The sequence below is a fragment of the Flammeovirga pectinis genome (assembly GCF_003970675.1).
GTDB lineage: Bacteria > Bacteroidota > Bacteroidia > Cytophagales > Flammeovirgaceae > Flammeovirga > Flammeovirga pectinis.
Genome location: NZ_CP034562.1, coordinates 4005806 through 4025815, shown reverse-complemented (window position 1 = coordinate 4025815; position 20010 = coordinate 4005806). Strand labels below are relative to the sequence as shown.

8 protein-coding genes are annotated in these 20010 nt (G+C 30.8%); 2 read left to right on the top strand and 6 right to left on the bottom strand.

Going from position 1 to position 20010, the window contains the following annotated elements; genetic code table 11:
- The first annotated feature begins 499 nt into the window (after positions 1 to 499).
- Positions 500 to 5923 (top strand): T9SS type A sorting domain-containing protein, encoded by a 5424-nt coding sequence (locus EI427_RS16265; protein WP_126616698.1) that lies wholly within the window; start codon positions 500 to 502, stop codon positions 5921 to 5923.
- A gap of 311 nt (positions 5924 to 6234) precedes the next feature.
- The gene (locus EI427_RS16260) at positions 6235 to 11463 is read left to right on the top strand and encodes a T9SS type A sorting domain-containing protein (RefSeq protein ID WP_126616696.1); all 5229 of its coding nucleotides are present in this window, start codon (positions 6235 to 6237) and stop codon (positions 11461 to 11463) included.
- A gap of 132 nt (positions 11464 to 11595) precedes the next feature.
- On the opposite strand, the gene EI427_RS16255 is transcribed toward EI427_RS16260, so the two are convergent.
- From EI427_RS16255 to EI427_RS16230, 6 genes are all read right to left on the bottom strand, one after another.
- Complete coding sequence (locus EI427_RS16255; protein ID WP_126616694.1) at positions 11596 to 13542, bottom strand: ADP-ribosylglycohydrolase family protein; 1947 nt, start codon at positions 13540 to 13542, stop codon at positions 11596 to 11598.
- Positions 13543 to 13553: 11 nt separating this feature from the next.
- Positions 13554 to 14552 (bottom strand): GRP family sugar transporter, encoded by a 999-nt coding sequence (locus tag EI427_RS16250; protein WP_126616692.1) that lies wholly within the window; start codon positions 14550 to 14552, stop codon positions 13554 to 13556.
- Positions 14553 to 14573: 21 nt separating this feature from the next.
- A complete protein-coding gene (gene rbsK, locus EI427_RS16245) occupies positions 14574 to 15476 on the bottom strand; it encodes a ribokinase (RefSeq protein ID WP_126616690.1) in 903 nt (300 codons plus the stop codon).
- A gap of 261 nt (positions 15477 to 15737) precedes the next feature.
- Positions 15738 to 17600, bottom strand: a complete 1863-nt coding sequence (locus EI427_RS16240; RefSeq protein ID WP_170178507.1) for a 7TM diverse intracellular signaling domain-containing protein — start codon at positions 17598 to 17600, stop codon at positions 15738 to 15740.
- A 319-nt stretch (positions 17601 to 17919) separates the two neighbouring features.
- Positions 17920 to 19224: a PCMD domain-containing protein gene (locus EI427_RS16235; RefSeq protein ID WP_126616686.1), complete on the bottom strand. Its 1305-nt coding sequence runs from the start codon at positions 19222 to 19224 to the stop codon at positions 17920 to 17922.
- A 5-nt stretch (positions 19225 to 19229) separates the two neighbouring features.
- Positions 19230 to 20009, bottom strand: coding sequence for a hypothetical protein (locus EI427_RS16230; protein WP_126616684.1), 780 nt, complete (start codon positions 20007 to 20009; stop codon positions 19230 to 19232).
- Position 20010: the final 1 nt, after the last annotated feature.

Here is a 20010-nt window from a genome sequence, read left to right as displayed (position 1 = left end):
CTATAACATTTTCACTTGCAAAATACCCTTTTATCAGACCATCGATAATAATTACCTTTAAGGCGATACCTTAAGTTATAGAAAAATTGTTAGTAGTATTTGAAGTATTAAACCATAAAGTAACGACGTATTTATAGTAAATGTAATTTATAAAACACGCTGTAATATTGTAGGTAAATAACGCACAAATTTAATCAGAAATGAAGTGTAATCTACTCGTTCTCCTTTGCGTAAGACAGTTTTCTTAGTTTTTAGACTCCTATTTACATGTGCTTTTGTTTTATAAAAATGAAAATTTTTGACATTTTTTTGCAAAAAAAGAATCCTACCATTATATTTATAGCGACTTTGTTACTGAAAATAAGCAAACTATCTTTTACATGACTAATATTTACAAATAGCTATTCATTTAAAAAATACTTTCTTATCACCTGTTTAATTACGAAAGTAATCTACAACGGTGACAGATCTAATAACTATTATGCTAATAATTTAAAAAATGAACTTAAAGCAACTATTTTCAATAGGTATAGTCCTTATACCTACGTTGACCTATGCTCAACAAGTGCCACCGCAAGACTTGAAAAAGTCTAAAGAACAGCTTCAACATGAAAAACATGACCAAGAAAAGCTTTTAGAAGAAAGAGAAAATAGACTCTTAAAGGAAAAGCACAGTCTTGAATATGCAAAAATTGTAGAAGAAGCAACAAAGAACAATTTACAGTTTAAGTATGTATCTAAAGAAGATAGAATCAAACTTCAGGCAGAAAAGGAATTGCAAGAAAATCCTTTTGCAGTGAAACCTACTCACCCTGAGGAAAAATCAAAGCTATTTTCTCCAACTCAATTAGAGTTTAAAACTGAAACTATTGACCTTTCTAAAGGAAGATTTAAAGTGAAAGGTTTAGACGCTAAAGAAGAACAAACAATTTCTTTTTCAGAAAAAGAAATGCCCTTACACTTAGTAGAATCTTTTATCGATTTTGCTCCTTTAAATAAGAAAGGTGTATTACTGAAACGTAGAAATGATTGGATAGCTGAAAAAATCCCTTCTCTACTATCTAAAAATACTTTAGATAAAAGTAATAAGGATCTTGGAATGTCATTAGATTCTTCTACTATAAATACCAATATTCCTCTAACAGACAAAGAGTTTATTGGCAAAAGTGGTTCAAGAATTCTAGTAGAAGATGAAATAATTTTACAATTAGATTCTACTGTTTGGTATGAACATGTAGCGGATAATGATTCGGTATTAACACGAAAAGTCTATCAAACTTATGATGAAATAGGTAGAAAGTTACAGATAATAGAACACAGAAAAGATACAAATGGAGAATTTAAGATTTTTTCTGAACGTAATTACCTTAGAGATGAAAATGATTTTTTAGCAGAAATTGAATTCAAAGAAATTATCGAAGGTACATTAACAGTAACTTCGACTCAAAAATATAATTGGGTTTCAGAAGTAGAAGGTAGTTATGAGTACTATCTATATAATAAAAATACTAAAGAATTAGAGCCTAGTTTAAAGAGAGAGTTTAAGTATGTATCTAATGATAATGCAGTTGATCAAAGTTTGCAATATGAATCATTTAAAGAATATACTTTTAATAAAGCACTACAGACTTGGGTAGGAAGATACGGATATTCATATACATATGATGAAAATGGATATACTAATAGCTATAGACAAATAGAATGGTATAATTATTTAGGATATTGGAGAGATTATTCACTGCAAGAAATTACTAATGATGAAAATGGAAATCTTTTAACTTCTTTGAAAAAATATTATTCAAGAACAGAAGAAGGTTTAGTGAATTCTAGGAAAAATAATTATTCTTATGATGAGTTCGGGAATCAAGTTCTTTATGAGCAATATAATTGGAATAAAGCCTCACAAGTTTGGGAAGGTAGTGATAAATATGAAAGAGAGTATAATGCAGATGGTCAATTATTATCAGATATTAATTACGATTGGGGTATAGATGCTATGGCATTTGTAGCAGATCATAAATATGACTATACTTATTTCTCAGAAGGTTTAATGGAAACTTCAGTTCGTTCTAATTGGAATAAAGAATCAAATGAATTTATTCCTGATTACCGTGAAGCTTTTACATATGAAAATGATATGCAGACTTCATCAATTTCTGAATATTATGAAAAAGAGTCAAGTGAGTGGTTAAAGTCTTACAAATATGAATATGCTTTTGATACTAATGGATATCGAACTGAATATAGATCATATTTTGGTTCAAATAATGAATGGATAAAATATTTTGCATCTGATTTTAAGTATGATGGAAATGGTAATTTTTTAGAGGGAGTTGTCTATGATGTAGTAGATAATGAATGGGTAAATTCTATTCTAGAACAAAATACATATGACTCAAATGATAATAAGCTTTCTCAAGCTGCATTTAATTATGTCGATCAAGAATGGGTAAAGGTTTTTAAAAATGAGTATGCATTTGATGAAAATGGTAACCAAACTTTATACGCTAATTATAGTGGTATTGACAATAGTTGGATAAAAGAATTTAAGAATGAATATCAATATGACTCAGAAGGTCGTCAGTTATTAAATAACTATGCTACTAATGATGGTGAAAATAATTGGTTATATTCTTCTCAGGATTTATATGAGTACCCTTCTGATAATAGTTCTGTTCATACTTATCAATATTGGAGTACAGATTCAGGTGATTGGGTGAATTCTTCTAGATATTCTTATACATCTGATGAAAATTCATATACAACGGAAGAAGCCTATTGGAGTTTGGAAAATAGTGTTTGGGAGAATAGTTGGAAGCACAAATATACTTATAATGAAAATGGTGATGAAGTAGAAGTAGCTGATTATAGCGGAGATGGAATAGAATGGAATCGTCATTGGTTGAAAAAGTATAAATACAATTCTAATGATTTACTTACTAAAATTGAAGAATTTGACAGTGCTGATTCTGACTGGGCTGCAACTGCTATATCTTCTAAGGTTTTAGAATATGATAATGAAGATAGATTGACTTTAGAGCAAAGAGTTGCTCCTGACGATTGGGGATTAGATGAAAGTTATAAGCATGAATTTGAATATGATGAAAATGGAAATCAACTTTTGGAAGTTTACCGTTACGGTAAGTCAGATAATTATGTATCTGGTACTAAGTACGAAAGAGCTTATAAAGAGGTAGATAATGGAGATTACACTTCAAATTATACAATTTTACGTGCTGATTACAATTGGTCAGAAACAGATCAAGCTTGGAAAGGTAATTATAAATATGAATATGACTATGACGATAATGGTAACCTTATAATAAACAGTTATCTTTCTGATTGGGATGATGAAGAAAACAGTTATGGTTATAAATACCATTATGAGCATGATGACAATGGAAATCGGGTTTTATATAAACGCCAAAACTATATTACTGATAGTTGGGTGAATTCTTGGGAAGATAGATATGCTTTTGATGATAATGGAAATCAAACAATGGTTTCATATCAATATTCATGGGATACTAGTTTAGAGTACTATTCTAGCGGATATCGTTATCATTATTCATTTAATGAGTTAAATCAAGTAACTCAATCCGTTTTTGATCAATTTAATGAAGGAGAATGGACACTTTCTTCTAAAAATGAATATGCATATGATTCGGAAGGAAGACAAAATGAAAATATTTATTCAAATTGGAATTCTGAAACCTCAAAGTATGTATTGAGTTCTAAGCAGAATTGGAGTTATTTAAACGATCTTGATCACGATTATACATATTCTTATTATTCAGGTAATGATTGGGTAATTTCAAATCAAGAAGAAATAAGATATAATTTAGATACTTTTGTACAGATAGGGACAACCTTTAATGTGTCGAAGGATGAAGCGTTATATGAGTATAAAAGCTGGTATGCATCAAGTGATTTTGATACTCAATTGAAATCTAAATTAACAGATTTCCAAAATTCTGATAATAATGAAATGACTTTATATGAGCGTCACTTTAATCAAGACTATTTTAGATCTACTTATAATTTAAAAGTAAGTAATGATTCTTTAATAGATTATTACAAGAATTATTTAGTTATTGAAGATTCTATGGCAGGTGTTTTAACAAGTAGAATTTACTATAATAATAACGGTACTTATGATAAACCTGTATGGGTAGAATCTGAAAAGTATATGTACGAGTTTACTGATGGAATACAATCAGGTATTGCTCAATACTCTCATGATGGAACTACTTTTGTTCCTGAAGAAAAATATAGTATGACATATTCTGAGGATAAAGATGTTTATACCGATATTTCTTATGAAGTTAATGGTTCTGAATTTGAGAATTACTTCAAAAGAGAATTTAAAACGAATGATAGTGGACAAACAATAGCTTCTGCTAGTTATTATTGGAGTTCTGATAGCGAAATGTGGATTGGAAATTACCGATATGATAACGGTTATACTCTTGATGATGAGGGAAATACTTATTACAAGTATGCAAGCTATTATTGGGATAATAGTAATAATGTTTGGGAAGGAAGCTCTGCTTACGAGGAGAAGTCTGATACGCATGGGAACGGAATATTGTTTGTTTATTTGAATTGGGATTATGATAATCTAGATTGGGTACCTCATTATAAATATGAATATACCTATAATGATGAGCAAGTTATGACTTCTGAAATATCGTATAATTGGAGTGATAAGCAACAGGAATGGATAGGTGATAGGAAAAGAGATATTGATGGTGATAGAACAGCTTATTCAGAATTGAAATACTCTGATAATACATGGCAATATGTAAGGGCACATACCTACACTACTGAAGATAATATCTCTACTAGAATCGAAGAAGAATGGGTTACTGATACTTGGGTTAATGCTGAAAAAAATATAAACACCTTTGGAGATGTTGATATTAATGAGTATTACGGATGGTCATCAGAAATAGCTAATTGGTATAAGTATTTTAAAGAATCTTACTATCACAATGAAGAGGATCAGTATGTTCATGAAATAGCTATAGGTGTTAGTGGAGAATGGGTAAATTTAGAAAGGAGAACAACACTTAAAGATGATTATTATAATGGAGAATATTCTCTTAGTTTTTCTATGTATGAAGATTGGATAAATGGAGCTTGGATGAAAGACCGTATTGAGGAAAATAGATATGACTACAACAATTGGGAAAACGGATATAGTGAATATTATATTTATGATTCTAATAAAGATGAATTTGTACCTGATAGAAAAGAGACACGTGATGATTATACCTATACTTGGAATACTGAACTAGAAGATTGGTTAGGTATTAGACATAACATTTCGGACTATAATCATACTGAACGATGGGATAATGAGTTAGGAAAATGGATTTTACATGAAAAAGAATATTACATGTATTCTCCAGTGATTACCTATGATTTACCTTCAGCAGTTAGTATTAATGAAACTCCTTCAATGGAAATGAATATCTTAACTACTGCTCCTGGATTAGAAGTGGTTACTTCAGGTGCATCTGCTTCATTAGAGGATATGACGATTACTTTTGAAGAGGCTGGTACATTAGAATTGACAATTTCTACACCAGCGGGAGAAACATCTTATGGTACTCCATATACAGCACGTGAGATTAAAGCCGAAATGTTAGTAGAAAAAACTGAAGAGGCTTTAGCTTTAGATAATGTAACTTTGGCGTCAGAGTTATTGGTTTACCCTAACCCCTCTTCAGATTTTGTAAAAGTATCCGTTTCAGCAGGTACTATTATCTCTAAAATTGATTTATTTACTATTTCTGGTGTAAATAAAGGCTCAACATTTAACTCGTTGATAGATGTAAAAGGATTAAGCCAAGGCGTTTATATTCTAAGAATCTCAACAAACAAAGGTGTCGTCTCGAAAACACTTGTTGTAAAATAATTTTTATAAAGAAATAAGACAGACCGACAAAAAAAGTCCAATTGAATGAATATTCAATTGGACTTTTTTAATATTCTAATGAATATGGACTATTTAAATATTACTCTTCAAAAAAATCGAATCCTTAATAAGGTCTGTTTGAAAATATTTAATAAAAAACAAAGAAGATAAATTGCAATGATTAAACTATAGATGTATTTTTGATATTCTGATTTCAATTATTATTAACAGACTAATTTATATCACTCTAAGATTACGAAAAGTAATTTATCAGAGTGGTGAAACAACTTTTACTCTTTCAATTTTTAAAAATGAACTTAAAACAATTACTCTCAATAGGTATAATTCTTATATCTACATTTTCCTATGCTCAACAAATATCGCCACAAGATTTTAAAAAGTCTGAAGAACAGCTTCTTAGCGAAAAGCATGAACAAGAAATACTTTTAGAAGAAAGAGAAAATAGACTTTTAAAAGAAAAACATGCTCTTGAGTATTCAAAGGTTGTTGAAAGTGCTAAAAAACATACTTTGCAACTTGATCTTTTGTCAAAAGAAGATAGAATCAAATTGCAAGTTGAAAAGGAGTTACAAGAAAACCCTTTTGCTGTAATCCCTGAAAAAAAGGAGCTAAAGCGTGGAGTATTTGTTCCATCTCAACTTAAATTTAAGACAGATACAATAAACCTTTCTAAAGGTAGATTTAGTCTTAAAGGTTTAAATACAAAAGAAGAACAAACAGTTTCTTTTTCAGAAAGAGACATGCCCACTCATTTAGTTCAATCATTTATTGATTTTGCTCCTCAAACTAAAAGAGGATTGTTATTAAAACATAGAAATGATTGGGTAGCAGAAAAAATCCCTTCTCTACTGTCTAAAAATACTATAGAGAAAAGTAATAAAGCTTTTGGATTAGGATTAGATTCTTTAACGAAAAGTATTAATATCCCTCTAACAGATAAAGAATTTATTGGGAAAAGTGGTTCAAGAACTCTGGAAGAAGATGCAATCATTTTACAATTAGACTCTACGGTTTGGTATGAACATATTGCTGACAACGACTCAGTACTAACACGAAAAATCTATACTACTTTTAATGAGCTAGGTGAAAATGTTCAGCATATTGAGTACAGAAAAAATGGTAATGGAGAATTAAAAGTATTCTTAGAACGTAATTACCTTAGAGATGAAAATGGTTTTTTAGCAGAAATTGAAACGAAAGAAAATATAAATGGAGTTCTAACAACGATTTCTATCACTAGATACACGTGGTCCTCTGATATTGAATATGAATATGAATACTATAGTTATAATAAAAACTCTCAGGAATTAGAACCTAATTCTAAAAGCGAGCTTAAACTTTATACATCTGATGATAATGTAATCAGACTAGATTTTTATTATGAATATACTTTTAATAAAGTATTACAGACTTGGATAGGTCAAAATGGTCGGACTTATACATACGATGAAAATGGACATGTTGATAGTTATATGTCTTTTGAGTGGCATAATCATGTACACGGATGGGCAGTTTCTAACTCATTTGAATATATAAATGATGATAATGGAAATCATTTAACGTCTCTGGAGAAATCTTATTCAAGAGTAGAAGAAAGTTTAGTGAATTCTTACAAGAATATTTATGCGTATGATGAAAATGAGAACCGTATACTTGAAGAGAGATTTAGATGGAATAAACCATCACAAGAATGGGAAGGTGAATATAAAGTAGAAGAAACATTTAATGAAAATGTTCAAGTTTCATCAAGAGTTTCTTATGATTGGTCTGTCGATGATATGAACTTCGTCGCAGATCATAAATATGAATATACTTACTTCCCTGATGGTTCCGCTGAAACTTCAGTTAGATATTATTGGAGTGAAGACTTAAATGAGTTTATTCCTGACTACCGCCAAACTTCTGCACATTTAAATGGAATGCAAATACTTTCAATATCTGAGTATTATGATACGAATAAGAGTGAGTGGGTTAAGAATTACAAGTATGAATATGCATTTGATGATTTAGGGAATTCGATATCTTTCGCATCATATTATGGAGAAGGAGATGTTTGGATGAAAGATTCTAAATCAGAATCTATATTTGATAATAAAAGTCAACTGCTAGAAGGAATTACTTATCACTCAGAGAATAATGAATGGATACTTTATAGTAAAGAAGAGCTTGCATATGATGAAAATAATAATAGAATAATGTATTCACAATACTTCTATTCAGAAGGAATCTGGTTAAAAAGCTATAAAGAAGAAAACTCTTTTGATGAAGAAGGCAGAACTTTATTAAGTAATTATGCTTACAATGATGGTGATAATAATTGGTTATATCATTATCAAAATAACTATGAATACCCTAATAATGACACTGAAATAAGAACATATCAAACATGGAATATAAACACAGATGATTGGCTAAATTCAACTCAGTATACATATATTAATAGATATAATTTTAATTCTGATGCTACATCTTATTGGGACTCTGAAAATAATAATTGGGGTAATGATTGGAAACATGAGTATACTTACAATGAAAATGGTGATGAAGTAGAAGTAGCTGATTACAAAGGTGAAGGGACTACGTGGGTAAATCATTGGTTGAAAAAGTATGAATACAATTCTAATGATTTACTTACTAAAATTGAAGAATTTGAAAGTGCTGATTCTGACTGGGCTACAACTGCTATTGCTACTAAGGTTTTAGAATATGATAATGAAGATAGATTGACTTTAGAGGAAAGAGTTGCCCCAGACGATTGGGGATCATATGAAAGTTATAAGCATGAATTTGAATATAATGAAAATGGAATTAAACTTTTAGAAGTTTATCTTTTCGGGAAGTCTGGTGCTTATGTATCTGGCTCTAAGAACGAAAGAGCTCGTAAAGTGATTGGTAATGTTGATAATTATACAATTTTAGATGCTTATTACGATTGGTCTAGTGAAGATCAAGATTGGGTAGGAGATTACAAATATGAGTATGACTATGACGATAATGGAAATCAAATTTTAAATAAACACCAAAATTATTTAGGAAATACTTGGGTGAATTCTTGGGAAAGTAGATATGCTTTCGATGACAATGATTATATAACAATGTATTCGTACCGTAGTTCATGGGATACTGATCTTAATTATTATACATATGGCTATAGATCTAATTATTTATTTAATGAGTTAAATCAAAAAACTCAATCCCTTCATGATAATTTTAATGATGGTAGTTGGGTGAAAAGATCTAGAAATAATTACCTATATGACTCTGAAGGAAGACAAAGTCAGGAAATTTATTCTTATTGGTCATCAGAAACTTCAAAATATAGATTGAGTTCTAAACGAAATTGGAACTACCTAAATGATCGTGATTATGATTATACATATTTTAATTATACAAATGATGCTTGGGTCATTTATAACCAACAAGAGGTAAGATATAATGTTGATACTTTTGTAAAAACTGAAACAGTTTTTGATGCATCGAAGGGTCAAAAAATCTCTGAATATAAATATTGTTATGCATCAAGTAATTTTAATACTCAATTGAAATCTATATATACTGATTTTCAAAATTCTTATAATAATGAAATAACTTTAATTGAGCGTCACTTTAATCAAGACTATTTTAGAATTACTTATAATTTAAAAGTAAGTAATGATTCTTTAATAGATTCTAACAAGAATAATTTAGTTATTGAAGATTCTACGGCTAGTGTTTTAACAAGTAGAACTTATTATACAAATACAAATACTTTTGATGATCCTGTTTGGGTTGAATTAGAAAAGTATATGTATGAGTTTACTGATGGAGTTCAATCAGGTATTACTCAATATTCTCATGATGGAACTATCTTTGTTCCTGAAAAAAGGTATAGTATGACATATTCTGAGGATGAAGATGTTTACACCAGTATTTCTTACGAAATTAATGGTTCTGAATTTGAAAAGCATTTCAAAAGTGAGTTTAAAAAAAATGATGATGGACAAACTATTGAGCATTCAAGTTATCATTGGAGTTCTGATCAAGAAATGTGGATTGGAGATTATAGATATGATCATGAAGAGAGGGAAGACAAAGACGGCTATACATATATAAAGTATGCAACGTATTACTGGGATTACAGTAACAATGTTTGGGAAGGAAGATATTCTTATGAAAATAAATCTAAAACGAATGGAAATAAAGTAGCATCTGTTCACTTCGTCTGGGATTATGATAATCTAGATTGGGCGCTTAATTATAAAAATGAATTTATTTATAATGATGAGCAAGTGAAGACTTCTGAAATATCGTATAATTGGAGTGATAAGCAACAGGAATGGATAGGTGATAGGAAAAGAGATTATGATGGTGATAGAACAGCTTATTCAGAATGGAAATTCTCTGATAATACATGGCAATATGTAGAGGCATATACCTTTACTATCGAGGGAGAGGTTTCTACTAGGATTCACGAAGAATGGATCACTGATACTTGGGTTAATAATAATAAAATTATTAACACAAACGGAGATCTTGATATATATGAATACTATGATTGGTCAGCTAATATCGGTGATTGGTGTAAGATTTTCAAAAACACTCATTATATTAATAAAGAAGAGCAAAGTGTCCATGAGTATGCTATAGGTGGTAATGATGAATGGGAAAATATATATAGAAATACAGTAATTGATTATAACTATTCTGGAGATATTTCATTTTCATTAAGCATTTACGAAGAGTGGAATGGTTCCAAGTGGATAAAAGATCATATAAAAGAAAGACTATTTAATTATTATAATCCGAATAAAGGATATACTGCAATATATAAATATGACTCTGAAATTAATGAATTTGTTCCTTATAAAAAAACCGTTGAAAACGATGCTTGGGAATATACTTGGAATGCCGAGCTAGAAGACTGGTTAGGAATCAGAGAGCAACGTTGGGGTATTGAAACATATAATGAAAGATGGGATAATGAGTTAGGAAAATGGATTTTACATGAAAAAGAATATTACATGTATTCTCCAGTGATTACCTATGATTTACCTTCAGCAGTTAGTATTAATGAAACTCCTTCAATGGAAATGAATATTCTAACAACTGCTCCAGGCTTAGCATTAACAACTTCAGGAGCTGCTACTGTAGACGGACTAACAGTTACATTTGAAGAGGCTGGTACATTAGAATTGACAATTTCTACACCAGCGGGAGAAACATCTTATGGTACTCCATATACAGCACGTGAGATTAAAGCCGAAATGTTAGTAGAAAAAACTGAAGAGGCTTTAGCTTTAGATAATGTAACTTTGGCGTCAGACTTATTGGTTTACCCTAACCCCTCTTCAGATTTTGTAAAAGTATCCGTTTCAGCAGGTACTATTATCTCTAAAATTGATTTATTTACTATTTCTGGTGTAAATAAAGGCTCAACATTTAACTCGTTGATAGATGTAAAAGGATTAAGCCAAGGCGTTTATATTCTAAGAATCTCAACAAACAAAGGTGTCGCCTCGAAAACACTTGTTGTAAAATAATTTTTATAAAGAAATAAGACAGACCGACAAAAAAAGTCCAATTGAATATTCATTCAATTGGACTTTTTTAATATTTAGCTCATAAATATAAGTAGCTATCAAATTCGAATAAGTATTCTTTTATGATCCAATCTATTTCTCAAATACGCTCAATTCGCTAATTGATGTATAATACTGTATGCCTAAATGAGCATTATTTGCATCTTTCTCAATGCCACCACCAAGACCAACAATTCTAATTCCTTTAGTAGTTACAGGTTTGAATGTTATTTCGTAATTCATAAAACAAGGCTTTAACCATTGCGAATTATCCAAGTTCATTTTTGGCGAAACTTCCTCTCCCTCTAGTTTAATCCATTTACCATTTTTCAGTATTTCTACCTCAAAAGAAGTAAACCAACCACAAAACTCTCCAGATTGTCCGTTATTATATATTAAAGCTGATATTGTTTGTGGTTTATCCCATTTATAACCATAGAAGTCTACTTCTCTGGCAGTACCTTTTTTAGTACTATAGTAGGTCTCTTTAGTTGTGCCATTTCTAATTAATTCAATATTTTTATTTGTTGAGTTCTTATTATAAACCACTTCTTTTGCTGTAGAAGCTAAATTTTTAGAATGAACATCAAATTTTACATTGATTGTTTTTACTTCATCTTTATATTCCGCAATTATATCAAAAGCATACGTTCCTACTTCCGTAGGTGTTCCTTCCAAAGCAGTTGATGTTAATGCGATTCCTTGCGGTAATTCACCATCAATTCTCACTTTTACATCTCCTTTATTACCACCAGTATAGATAGGATAATTAAAAGGATTGTTTACTTCTATAGCCATTTTAGGAATAGTATTTAATTCAAAAGGAGCGACAAATTTTGCATCAGTATTGATTTTATAATATTGCTTCCCTCCTTTTGTAATCACTTCACCTCCATATGCTTTAATAATTCTCTCTCCTTGTGCCGTTGTTCTTTTTGCAAGATTAGTAAGCGTTTCATCTGACAAGCCCTCTCTTGTTATCATTTTATATTGATCATTAAAAGGTAACTCCCAATTTGCACCTTCTACCGGAAACATTAAATCATGAGGTATGCTTTTAAAACCATTCACTATACCCAATAAACCACACATTGTTGCTGCCTGATTGTCCGCATCCATTCCAAAAGCACAACTATAATCTAATGTTTTTTGGAAATCTCCTTCACCATATAAAAGAGCCATTATTCCATAAGCACCATTTAAGTTTGCATCTACAACAGCCCAAGAATGTCTGTTATAATCTTCTACTACATAGTAATGCTCTTTTACAAGTGCTCTTGCTTTCTGCCAATCATTAGGGTATTTTGAATGCCATTTTTTTACATTTTCAACTATGGCTTTAAAACGACTGTCTTTTGGAAGAGCTTGTGTTCCAATATCAATTAATTTATGAATATCTTTCTCGAAAAAGGCCGCACTATACATTGCTGCATAATGTAAAGTTGGGTCAACACCAAAGCTATCGTTTGTTATTCTAGCAGAAAATTCTGATTTATCAACAGCATAATTGATCATTCCAGGAGAAGTTACTGCCCAAATTTCATTCACCAATTGAGGATCTATCTGAAACCATTCTGTATTATAACCAATTGAACCAGATACAGGTGGGAAATGACCTGCATTAATTAATGTTACAGCCATTCTATTAGCAAACCAAACACGCTCTTTTACATGGGTAGACCACGCATTGGCTAAATTTTTATAACTTGGTTCAATGCCATTCTTCTCCATTTGTGTTAGATACATATATTCAATATCTGTATCATCGTCAGAATATGCACCATCATGTTTTTTAAGGTCTTCTAAAGTAAAATCATAACCGTAAGGAAATTTATCTGGACCTGGCTCGTCTATAAATTTAAACTCATACCCTAAACCATAAGTATTCCCTATAATTTGTCCAATCCAAGATGCATAAACAGCATCGTTATATTCTTCTACCGAAAGTAATTTATAATTTCCTTCCTCTTTCTTTTCTGTACAACTTATTACAGTTAAACTAAGAAGTAATACCCCGATATATTTGTAAAATTTGTTCATTAATTTATGTCTTATAATTTTGAATATACAACCAACCCAAGTCCTACTATAAATAGCAAAAACATGAGGTTTAATAATTTATTTGTTCCTTTTGGAGCCTCTTTAAACTCTTTCCATATTACAACACCCCAAAATGCTGCAATCATAGTGGCACCTTGTCCTAAACCATAAGATACTGCCGGACTTGCTACTTCTGAAGCGATAATGTTAAAAGCCATTCCTACTCCCCAAATTGCACCTCCAAGAATACCGATAAGATGTAATTTTGGTGTTCCTTTTTGAATATAATCCGTATAAGAAACTGCCTCTCCAGATAGAGGCTTATACATATTAATAGTATTAAAAATAAAATTTGAAAGTACTATTCCTAAAGCAAAAATCACTACAGCAGAATAAGGTGTTAATTTCCCTACCTCTGGAGTAATTAGGTTTGTTGCCATTGCATCTGAAACAAAACCGTAAAAGAAGCCCATTGATATTCCAGCAATTAATGCAATAATTATCCCTTTACTACTCCCTGATTGCTGGTTAGGTAAGCGTTTATAAGCGATCGCATTAAGTAAAATTGCCAATACAATTAGCACTACACCTGTAAATATTAAAAATGGATCTGCAGAAGGATCTTTTAAATAATTATCTATTACTCCAATCACTAATGCTAACCCTATACCGACTGGAAAAGCTACTGCCATTCCTGTAATATCTATAGCAATTACTAATAGTATATTTGCAATATTAAAAATGACGCCTCCAATAAATGCACTTGTAATTGCGTTTGTATCTGCAAGAGACATATCTTCTAAAAATCCACGTCCATGTTCTCCAAAAGAGCCCATTGTTAACGCCAAAACTACAGAGATAAGTACCACACCAATTGAGTAGTCCCAATAAAACAATTGGAAATTCCATTTCTGACTTGCTAGTTTCTGAGTATTAGTCCAAGAACCCCAACAGAGCATAGTGATAAAGCAAAAAGCTACAGCTAAAGAATAATTTTCTATTATAAACATATTGGTAATTAGATTAGCGTATTAAAGTAGTTCGTCTATTGTTGGTGCCGAATTTTGAGCACCATCTCTAGTTACAGCAATCGAAGCAGCCTTACTTGCAAATTGTATTGCTTGTTTTATATTTTTTCCTTCTACCAAAGCGACTGTCAATGCTCCATTAAAAACATCTCCTGCTGCTGTTGTATCTACAGCTTTAACAATTGGAGCGGGAATAATTTCTTTATATTCTGAATTAGATAAATATGCACCTTGTTTACCAAGTGTGATCACAACAGTATTAATTCCTTTTTTATGTAATATTTCTGATGCCTTCTCCATAGATGGAATATCATTAATTTCTACCCCAGTTAATAGTTGTGTCTCCGTCTCGTTGGGTGTAATAATATCTGTATTTTTTAAAATAGCATCTGATAATTCTTGTGCAGGTGCGGGGTTTAAAACAACCGTATTTTGTTTACTTTTTGCCAATTCAACAACTTTATGAACCGTAGAAATTGGTGTTTCTAATTGCACTAAAGTGATTACTGATGCTTCAAATATTTTTTCTTGATTGGAGATGTCTTCTACTGATAATAAAGCATTTGCTCCAGACGATACCACGATACTATTCTCTGCATTTTCATCTACAGTAATTAATGCGACCCCTGTTGCTGCGTTCTCTTCTCTTAGTATCTGATTTGTATTGATACCTACTTTTTTATAGCTATTAATTGCTTCTGCCCCTAGACTATCTTTACCTACTTTTGCTATAAAAGTAACATTGCCGTTTAGCTTTGCTGCAGCTACTGCTTGGTTTGCTCCTTTTCCTCCTTGGTATTGATTAAAAGTTCCTCCTAAGATAGTTTCGCCAGGTTGTGGTAGTCGAGTAGTTTTTACAACCATATCTGTGTTTGAACTTCCGACAACAGTTATATTCTTATTCATAATGCAAAGTATTAGCTATATGCATCAAATACTTTGTTATTAGTATAAAGTTATTGTATTTGATTACAGTACAATAATCAAACATTAAGTGTAATAATACAACTTTATATAAGTCTACAAATCAATTGCTAATCACTTAAAAATAAATGATATTAAATACTGAAGATCAAATAACTATTCAATAATCATATATTAAAAAACCGTTTAATCAATCACTTAAAAAAAGTATATTTTAACGCTTATTAAAAGTTGAAAAGTAAATTATCCTAGAATAAGGTCATCCCACCCTTTCACTTCACAAGCGTTACCATCATCAATTAAAGCTTCTTTTCCTTGCATTGCATCATCAATTTTCTTTTTGAATTTCCAGCAAGTATTCTGACGTAAGTCTAAATCTTCCGATAATTTGTAGGTCGAAATTTCTCCATTATGTGCAAAGACAATAAATAACATTCTGAATGCTTTTTCTATTGGAAAGTGAAGTCTATGAAATATTGTACCACTAGTTACCGACTCATTATAATTGCATTTTTTACATCTTCTACCAAGTACACCTTGCCCTTTTGCATATTCTGTACTGTTACATTTTTTGCAAGAATATCCATTTTCCCATTTCTTCTTTTCTAAATATTCATAGCAACTATTATCGTCTGGAAAAAGATTTTCAAATTCTTCGAAAGAGACCTCTTTAAGCATTACTCTTGCCGTTGCCAGTTCTTCTACATCATTATGTAATTGGCGGTTTTCTTTTTCTAATTGCTGGTTCATTAACGCAATTTGCTGTTGATGTGCCAACAGTAAATCATTTACTTCTTCTAACTCTTTATTCTTATAAAATACAATTTCTTTTTGTTCTTCTACCTCCTGTGTTCTTTCAACAACCTTTTGCTCAATAACTTTTTCTTGTTCTTTTAAAGTAGTAATCTCTCTTATCTGAATTGCTTCTTTCTCATCTTTCAATTTTTTAAACTTATCAAATTGAGACATTGTAATAAGCAAACCAACTATTAATAGTGTTACATTAAAAGAATATACAGTTAAAATACTGTTGAATATATATAGGTTATGAGATTTTAAAACGAGTGCAAGTAGTTGCAATAATAGAGTACTATATCCAATAAAAAAGTACCACGTTTTTATCCTTTTTGCTTTTATTGCTCGTACTAAGACATAAAAAATTATGGCAAACGGCACACCAAATAAATACAAATTCCACATTGGTGAATTGTACCCTTTCATTGTTAAAAAGTAGATGATATTACCTAATGTCACTACCCATATTAGATAAAATAAAGTACTATGGTATTTCTTTATCTTTAAAAAATTGATGGATAAAAATGTAATTGCGATAGTGAAAAACACAGATGAAAACTTCATCAAATGATAATTATTCACTGGATTTTCAACCCATAAATATTGAGAAGCTAAATTATCTTCTGATAGTCCCATTGAAATCACAGAAAATAAATAGAAGATAATTAGTACTTGATAACGTTCTCTTAAAATTAAGAATAAAATGAAGTTCACTAATAAAAGACAAAGAATTGTTCCATAGAAAAGTCCTAATGACAAATATTCGTTGAGGGCATATGAAAGGAACGATGTGATTTTACTTACTTTAAATAGTAATACATTATTAAATTCAGACTTGTAGCATAAATAAACAGTAGCTATTTTAGTAGAATCTCCTACCCGTAATGGGAATGTTATATTTTTATGTTCAAATTCTCTATCTCCAAAGTGATGATTATACCCTGCTGAAACTATTTTAGTTGGATAATTTTGATCTTCAGCAAGATAGGCTTCTACGCTACTTAAATGACTATCTAAGATTTCAAAAACCCAAGAATTTTCTTGTAAAGTAGTTGCATCTATAGACATCTTTATCCAATATGTAACCGAAGTATCTGTGGTAACAAACATTGGAACATTTGGTCTCTTAAAAAGCTTTCTTTTAGTTACTATATCATCTATAGAAAGTGAATTTAGAGAATCTACAACTAGCGTAAAATCTGGAGCAGAAATTAGTAATTCTTCTTTATCCTCTAGTAAAATTGGTTGTGCTTGAAGAAAGTTTTCCCCAAGAATAAATAGTAATGTAATCAGTATAGTTCGAATCAACATCGTATAAATTTTGCACTTCAATATGTGCATTTATTGTGTTAGAAGTATAATTTTCAATTTAACATTAATTGATTAACAACTGTAACACATATCTTACTGTTAACATATTTTTACTAATTTGAGTAATATCAAAAGACGTATTTTATAAAACACTCTCTGCTAATGCTATTTTTAAATAGCATTTCTAACGGGTAGTTTAACTACACAAACAAATTAACCAAATTTTTTAATGATTAAACAAGTTTATTGACATTCATAAAAAAGCTCAATACGCTAAATTCATCTAGCATATTGAGCTTCCTCTAGAAGAAAAAAATCTTTAATTATAATTCAATTTAATACCTTTTACCTTTAATTGGCTACCTTCCGCGCCTTCAAATTTAGCACCATGTGCACTTGACGAAAATGCTACTACAATATGTGTTGGTGCTGCATTGATATCACTATAAAATCCTTCTTCTGGAAGTTCTTTATTAGAAGATGACGGCATCATGTAAGACGCTAAAGCGTTACTATTTCCATAAATCATTGGAATATCTTTAACCTCAAAAGTTGACATTGCAGTATTTGTTCTAAACCACCCTGTAGCTAAACGATAATTCTTGCCTCCTTCCCTAACTTGAAGTACTACAAAAACATCACATTCATCTACAGTTGATCCATTATATTTATTCGGTTTATATTGAATCTCTGTTGAAAAACTTGTTGGCCTGTCTGTAAAAGGAACGCCAAAATCTGTTACTACATTAGAAATTCCACTACCTGAAATTCCACCAACAAATAAAGAGCCAGCAGCAATTATACCTACGGCTTTCTTTGTTTCTAAAACTGCATAATCTTGCTGACTAAAAGACGGGTAAGGTACTACCGTTTGTGGATATGTTTTTATTGTTAATTCAGATGCTCCTCTGTCACCAGATTGCCATATTGAAGTAAGATCATTCCCCGGTAAATAAAACGATTGTGCTCCAGTTCCATGTTGATACCAAGTTTTAAAATCTGCAAAAGGTAATTGTTCTCCCTGTGCAACTTGACCTTCAATAGCTACTCGGATTGTCCATGTAGAGGTACCGTTAAAGGTTACTGTTACAGGAGATGTAAAGTCTTTTATTGAAGTTACATCTATTGAACTTTTTGCAGATGCAGGAATAAAATTCATTGCCTCAACTTCTAAATTAGTAACGTCTGAACCTACAGGAACCACTACTCTTACTGTTTGTGTAAGTACATCTACAGAAGACGAAATTTGTCCTTTTATTTTAAGAGCAGTTACATCTATTTGTTGCTCCCCTTCTTTCACTTTTATTTCCCATAAATACTCTTGGTACGTCTCTACTCTGAGTACTACCGGAATGGAAAAATCTTTCACTTTAGAAGTGTCAGACATTAATTTTGCACCTTTAGACAGCACAATATCATCTATTTCTAAAGCTGTAAGGTCTGTACCAAACGGCATTGTAATTTCTACCGTTTGTTTATCTGTTGATATAATCGATTGCCCTTGTTGACCATTGATAGAGAATTGTTCAATTTCACCAAAAACAGTAGGAAAAGGAATATCATTTTTTATACAAGAACCAATCAAAAAAGACAGTCCTAAAAGAATTATATAGTACTTTTTCATCTTGATTATAAATAAAATGCTAAACCAATGTTTAAAGAGAAAATATCAATTTTAAAGTTGGCGTTATTCACACTTTTAGAGCCTGATTCTACTTGATTTTCGGTTTGTTTAACCCACTTATTTGTAAAACCAAGTACACCAATAGATACTTCCAGTGCTACCATATCATTAATAAAAGCCACCATACCTGGTGCTACTCCAATATTAAATTCATGCGTTTCGGAATACACACCTTTTGTATCTTCAGCATTTTCTCCAACAATAGTTTCTTTAGATTGTCCATAACCATAAGAAACCCTTGCTTCATTAAATAATCCAAATCTTTTACTATGCCCAAGACTAATATAATTCCTCATAAAAGCAGTCGTATAAAAGGTCTGTGAAATTTGATGTGCCCCATTAATAGAAAACTTCAAATCATCTGTTAATGTAATATTTAACTGATCAATATCTAAACCAGATCGCTTATACGTAAAACGACCACCTACTGCAAAATTATCTTTAATAAAATAAGCAAAGAAAGGACTTACAGCAAGGTTGTATCCCTTTCCATCCCAATCTTTCATAATTAAAAACTGATAATTATCGTTCTTATGTTCAGAATACATAAATGTTGCCCCAACTAACCATTGTCCTTCAGGCACAAAAGTTACATTAGGAATTGATCTACTAAACTGCTCTTTTCTAGGTATTCTATTCCCTGCACTATCGTATTCAATTACCTGAGCAAAAGAAGAAAGAGAGCACAAAAAAAGAAATCCTATAATTATATTTTTCAGTCCCATA

Bases quoted from the DNA above. Each gene is read 5' to 3' on its own strand.
- EI427_RS16230 (WP_126616684.1), bottom strand. From the start codon at position 20,009: ATGGGACTGAAAAATATAATTATAGGATTTCTTTTTTTGTGCTCTCTT.
- rbsK (WP_126616690.1), bottom strand. From the start codon at position 15,476: ATGAATAAGAATATAACTGTTGTCGGAAGTTCAAACACAGATATGGTT.
- EI427_RS16265 (WP_126616698.1), top strand. From the start codon at position 500: ATGAACTTAAAGCAACTATTTTCAATAGGTATAGTCCTTATACCTACG.
- EI427_RS16260 (WP_126616696.1), top strand. From the start codon at position 6,235: ATGAACTTAAAACAATTACTCTCAATAGGTATAATTCTTATATCTACA.
- EI427_RS16250 (WP_126616692.1), bottom strand. From the start codon at position 14,552: ATGTTTATAATAGAAAATTATTCTTTAGCTGTAGCTTTTTGCTTTATC.
- EI427_RS16240 (WP_170178507.1), bottom strand. From the start codon at position 17,600: ATGTTGATTCGAACTATACTGATTACATTACTATTTATTCTTGGGGAA.
- EI427_RS16235 (WP_126616686.1), bottom strand. From the start codon at position 19,224: ATGAAAAAGTACTATATAATTCTTTTAGGACTGTCTTTTTTGATTGGT.
- EI427_RS16255 (WP_126616694.1), bottom strand. From the start codon at position 13,542: ATGAACAAATTTTACAAATATATCGGGGTATTACTTCTTAGTTTAACT.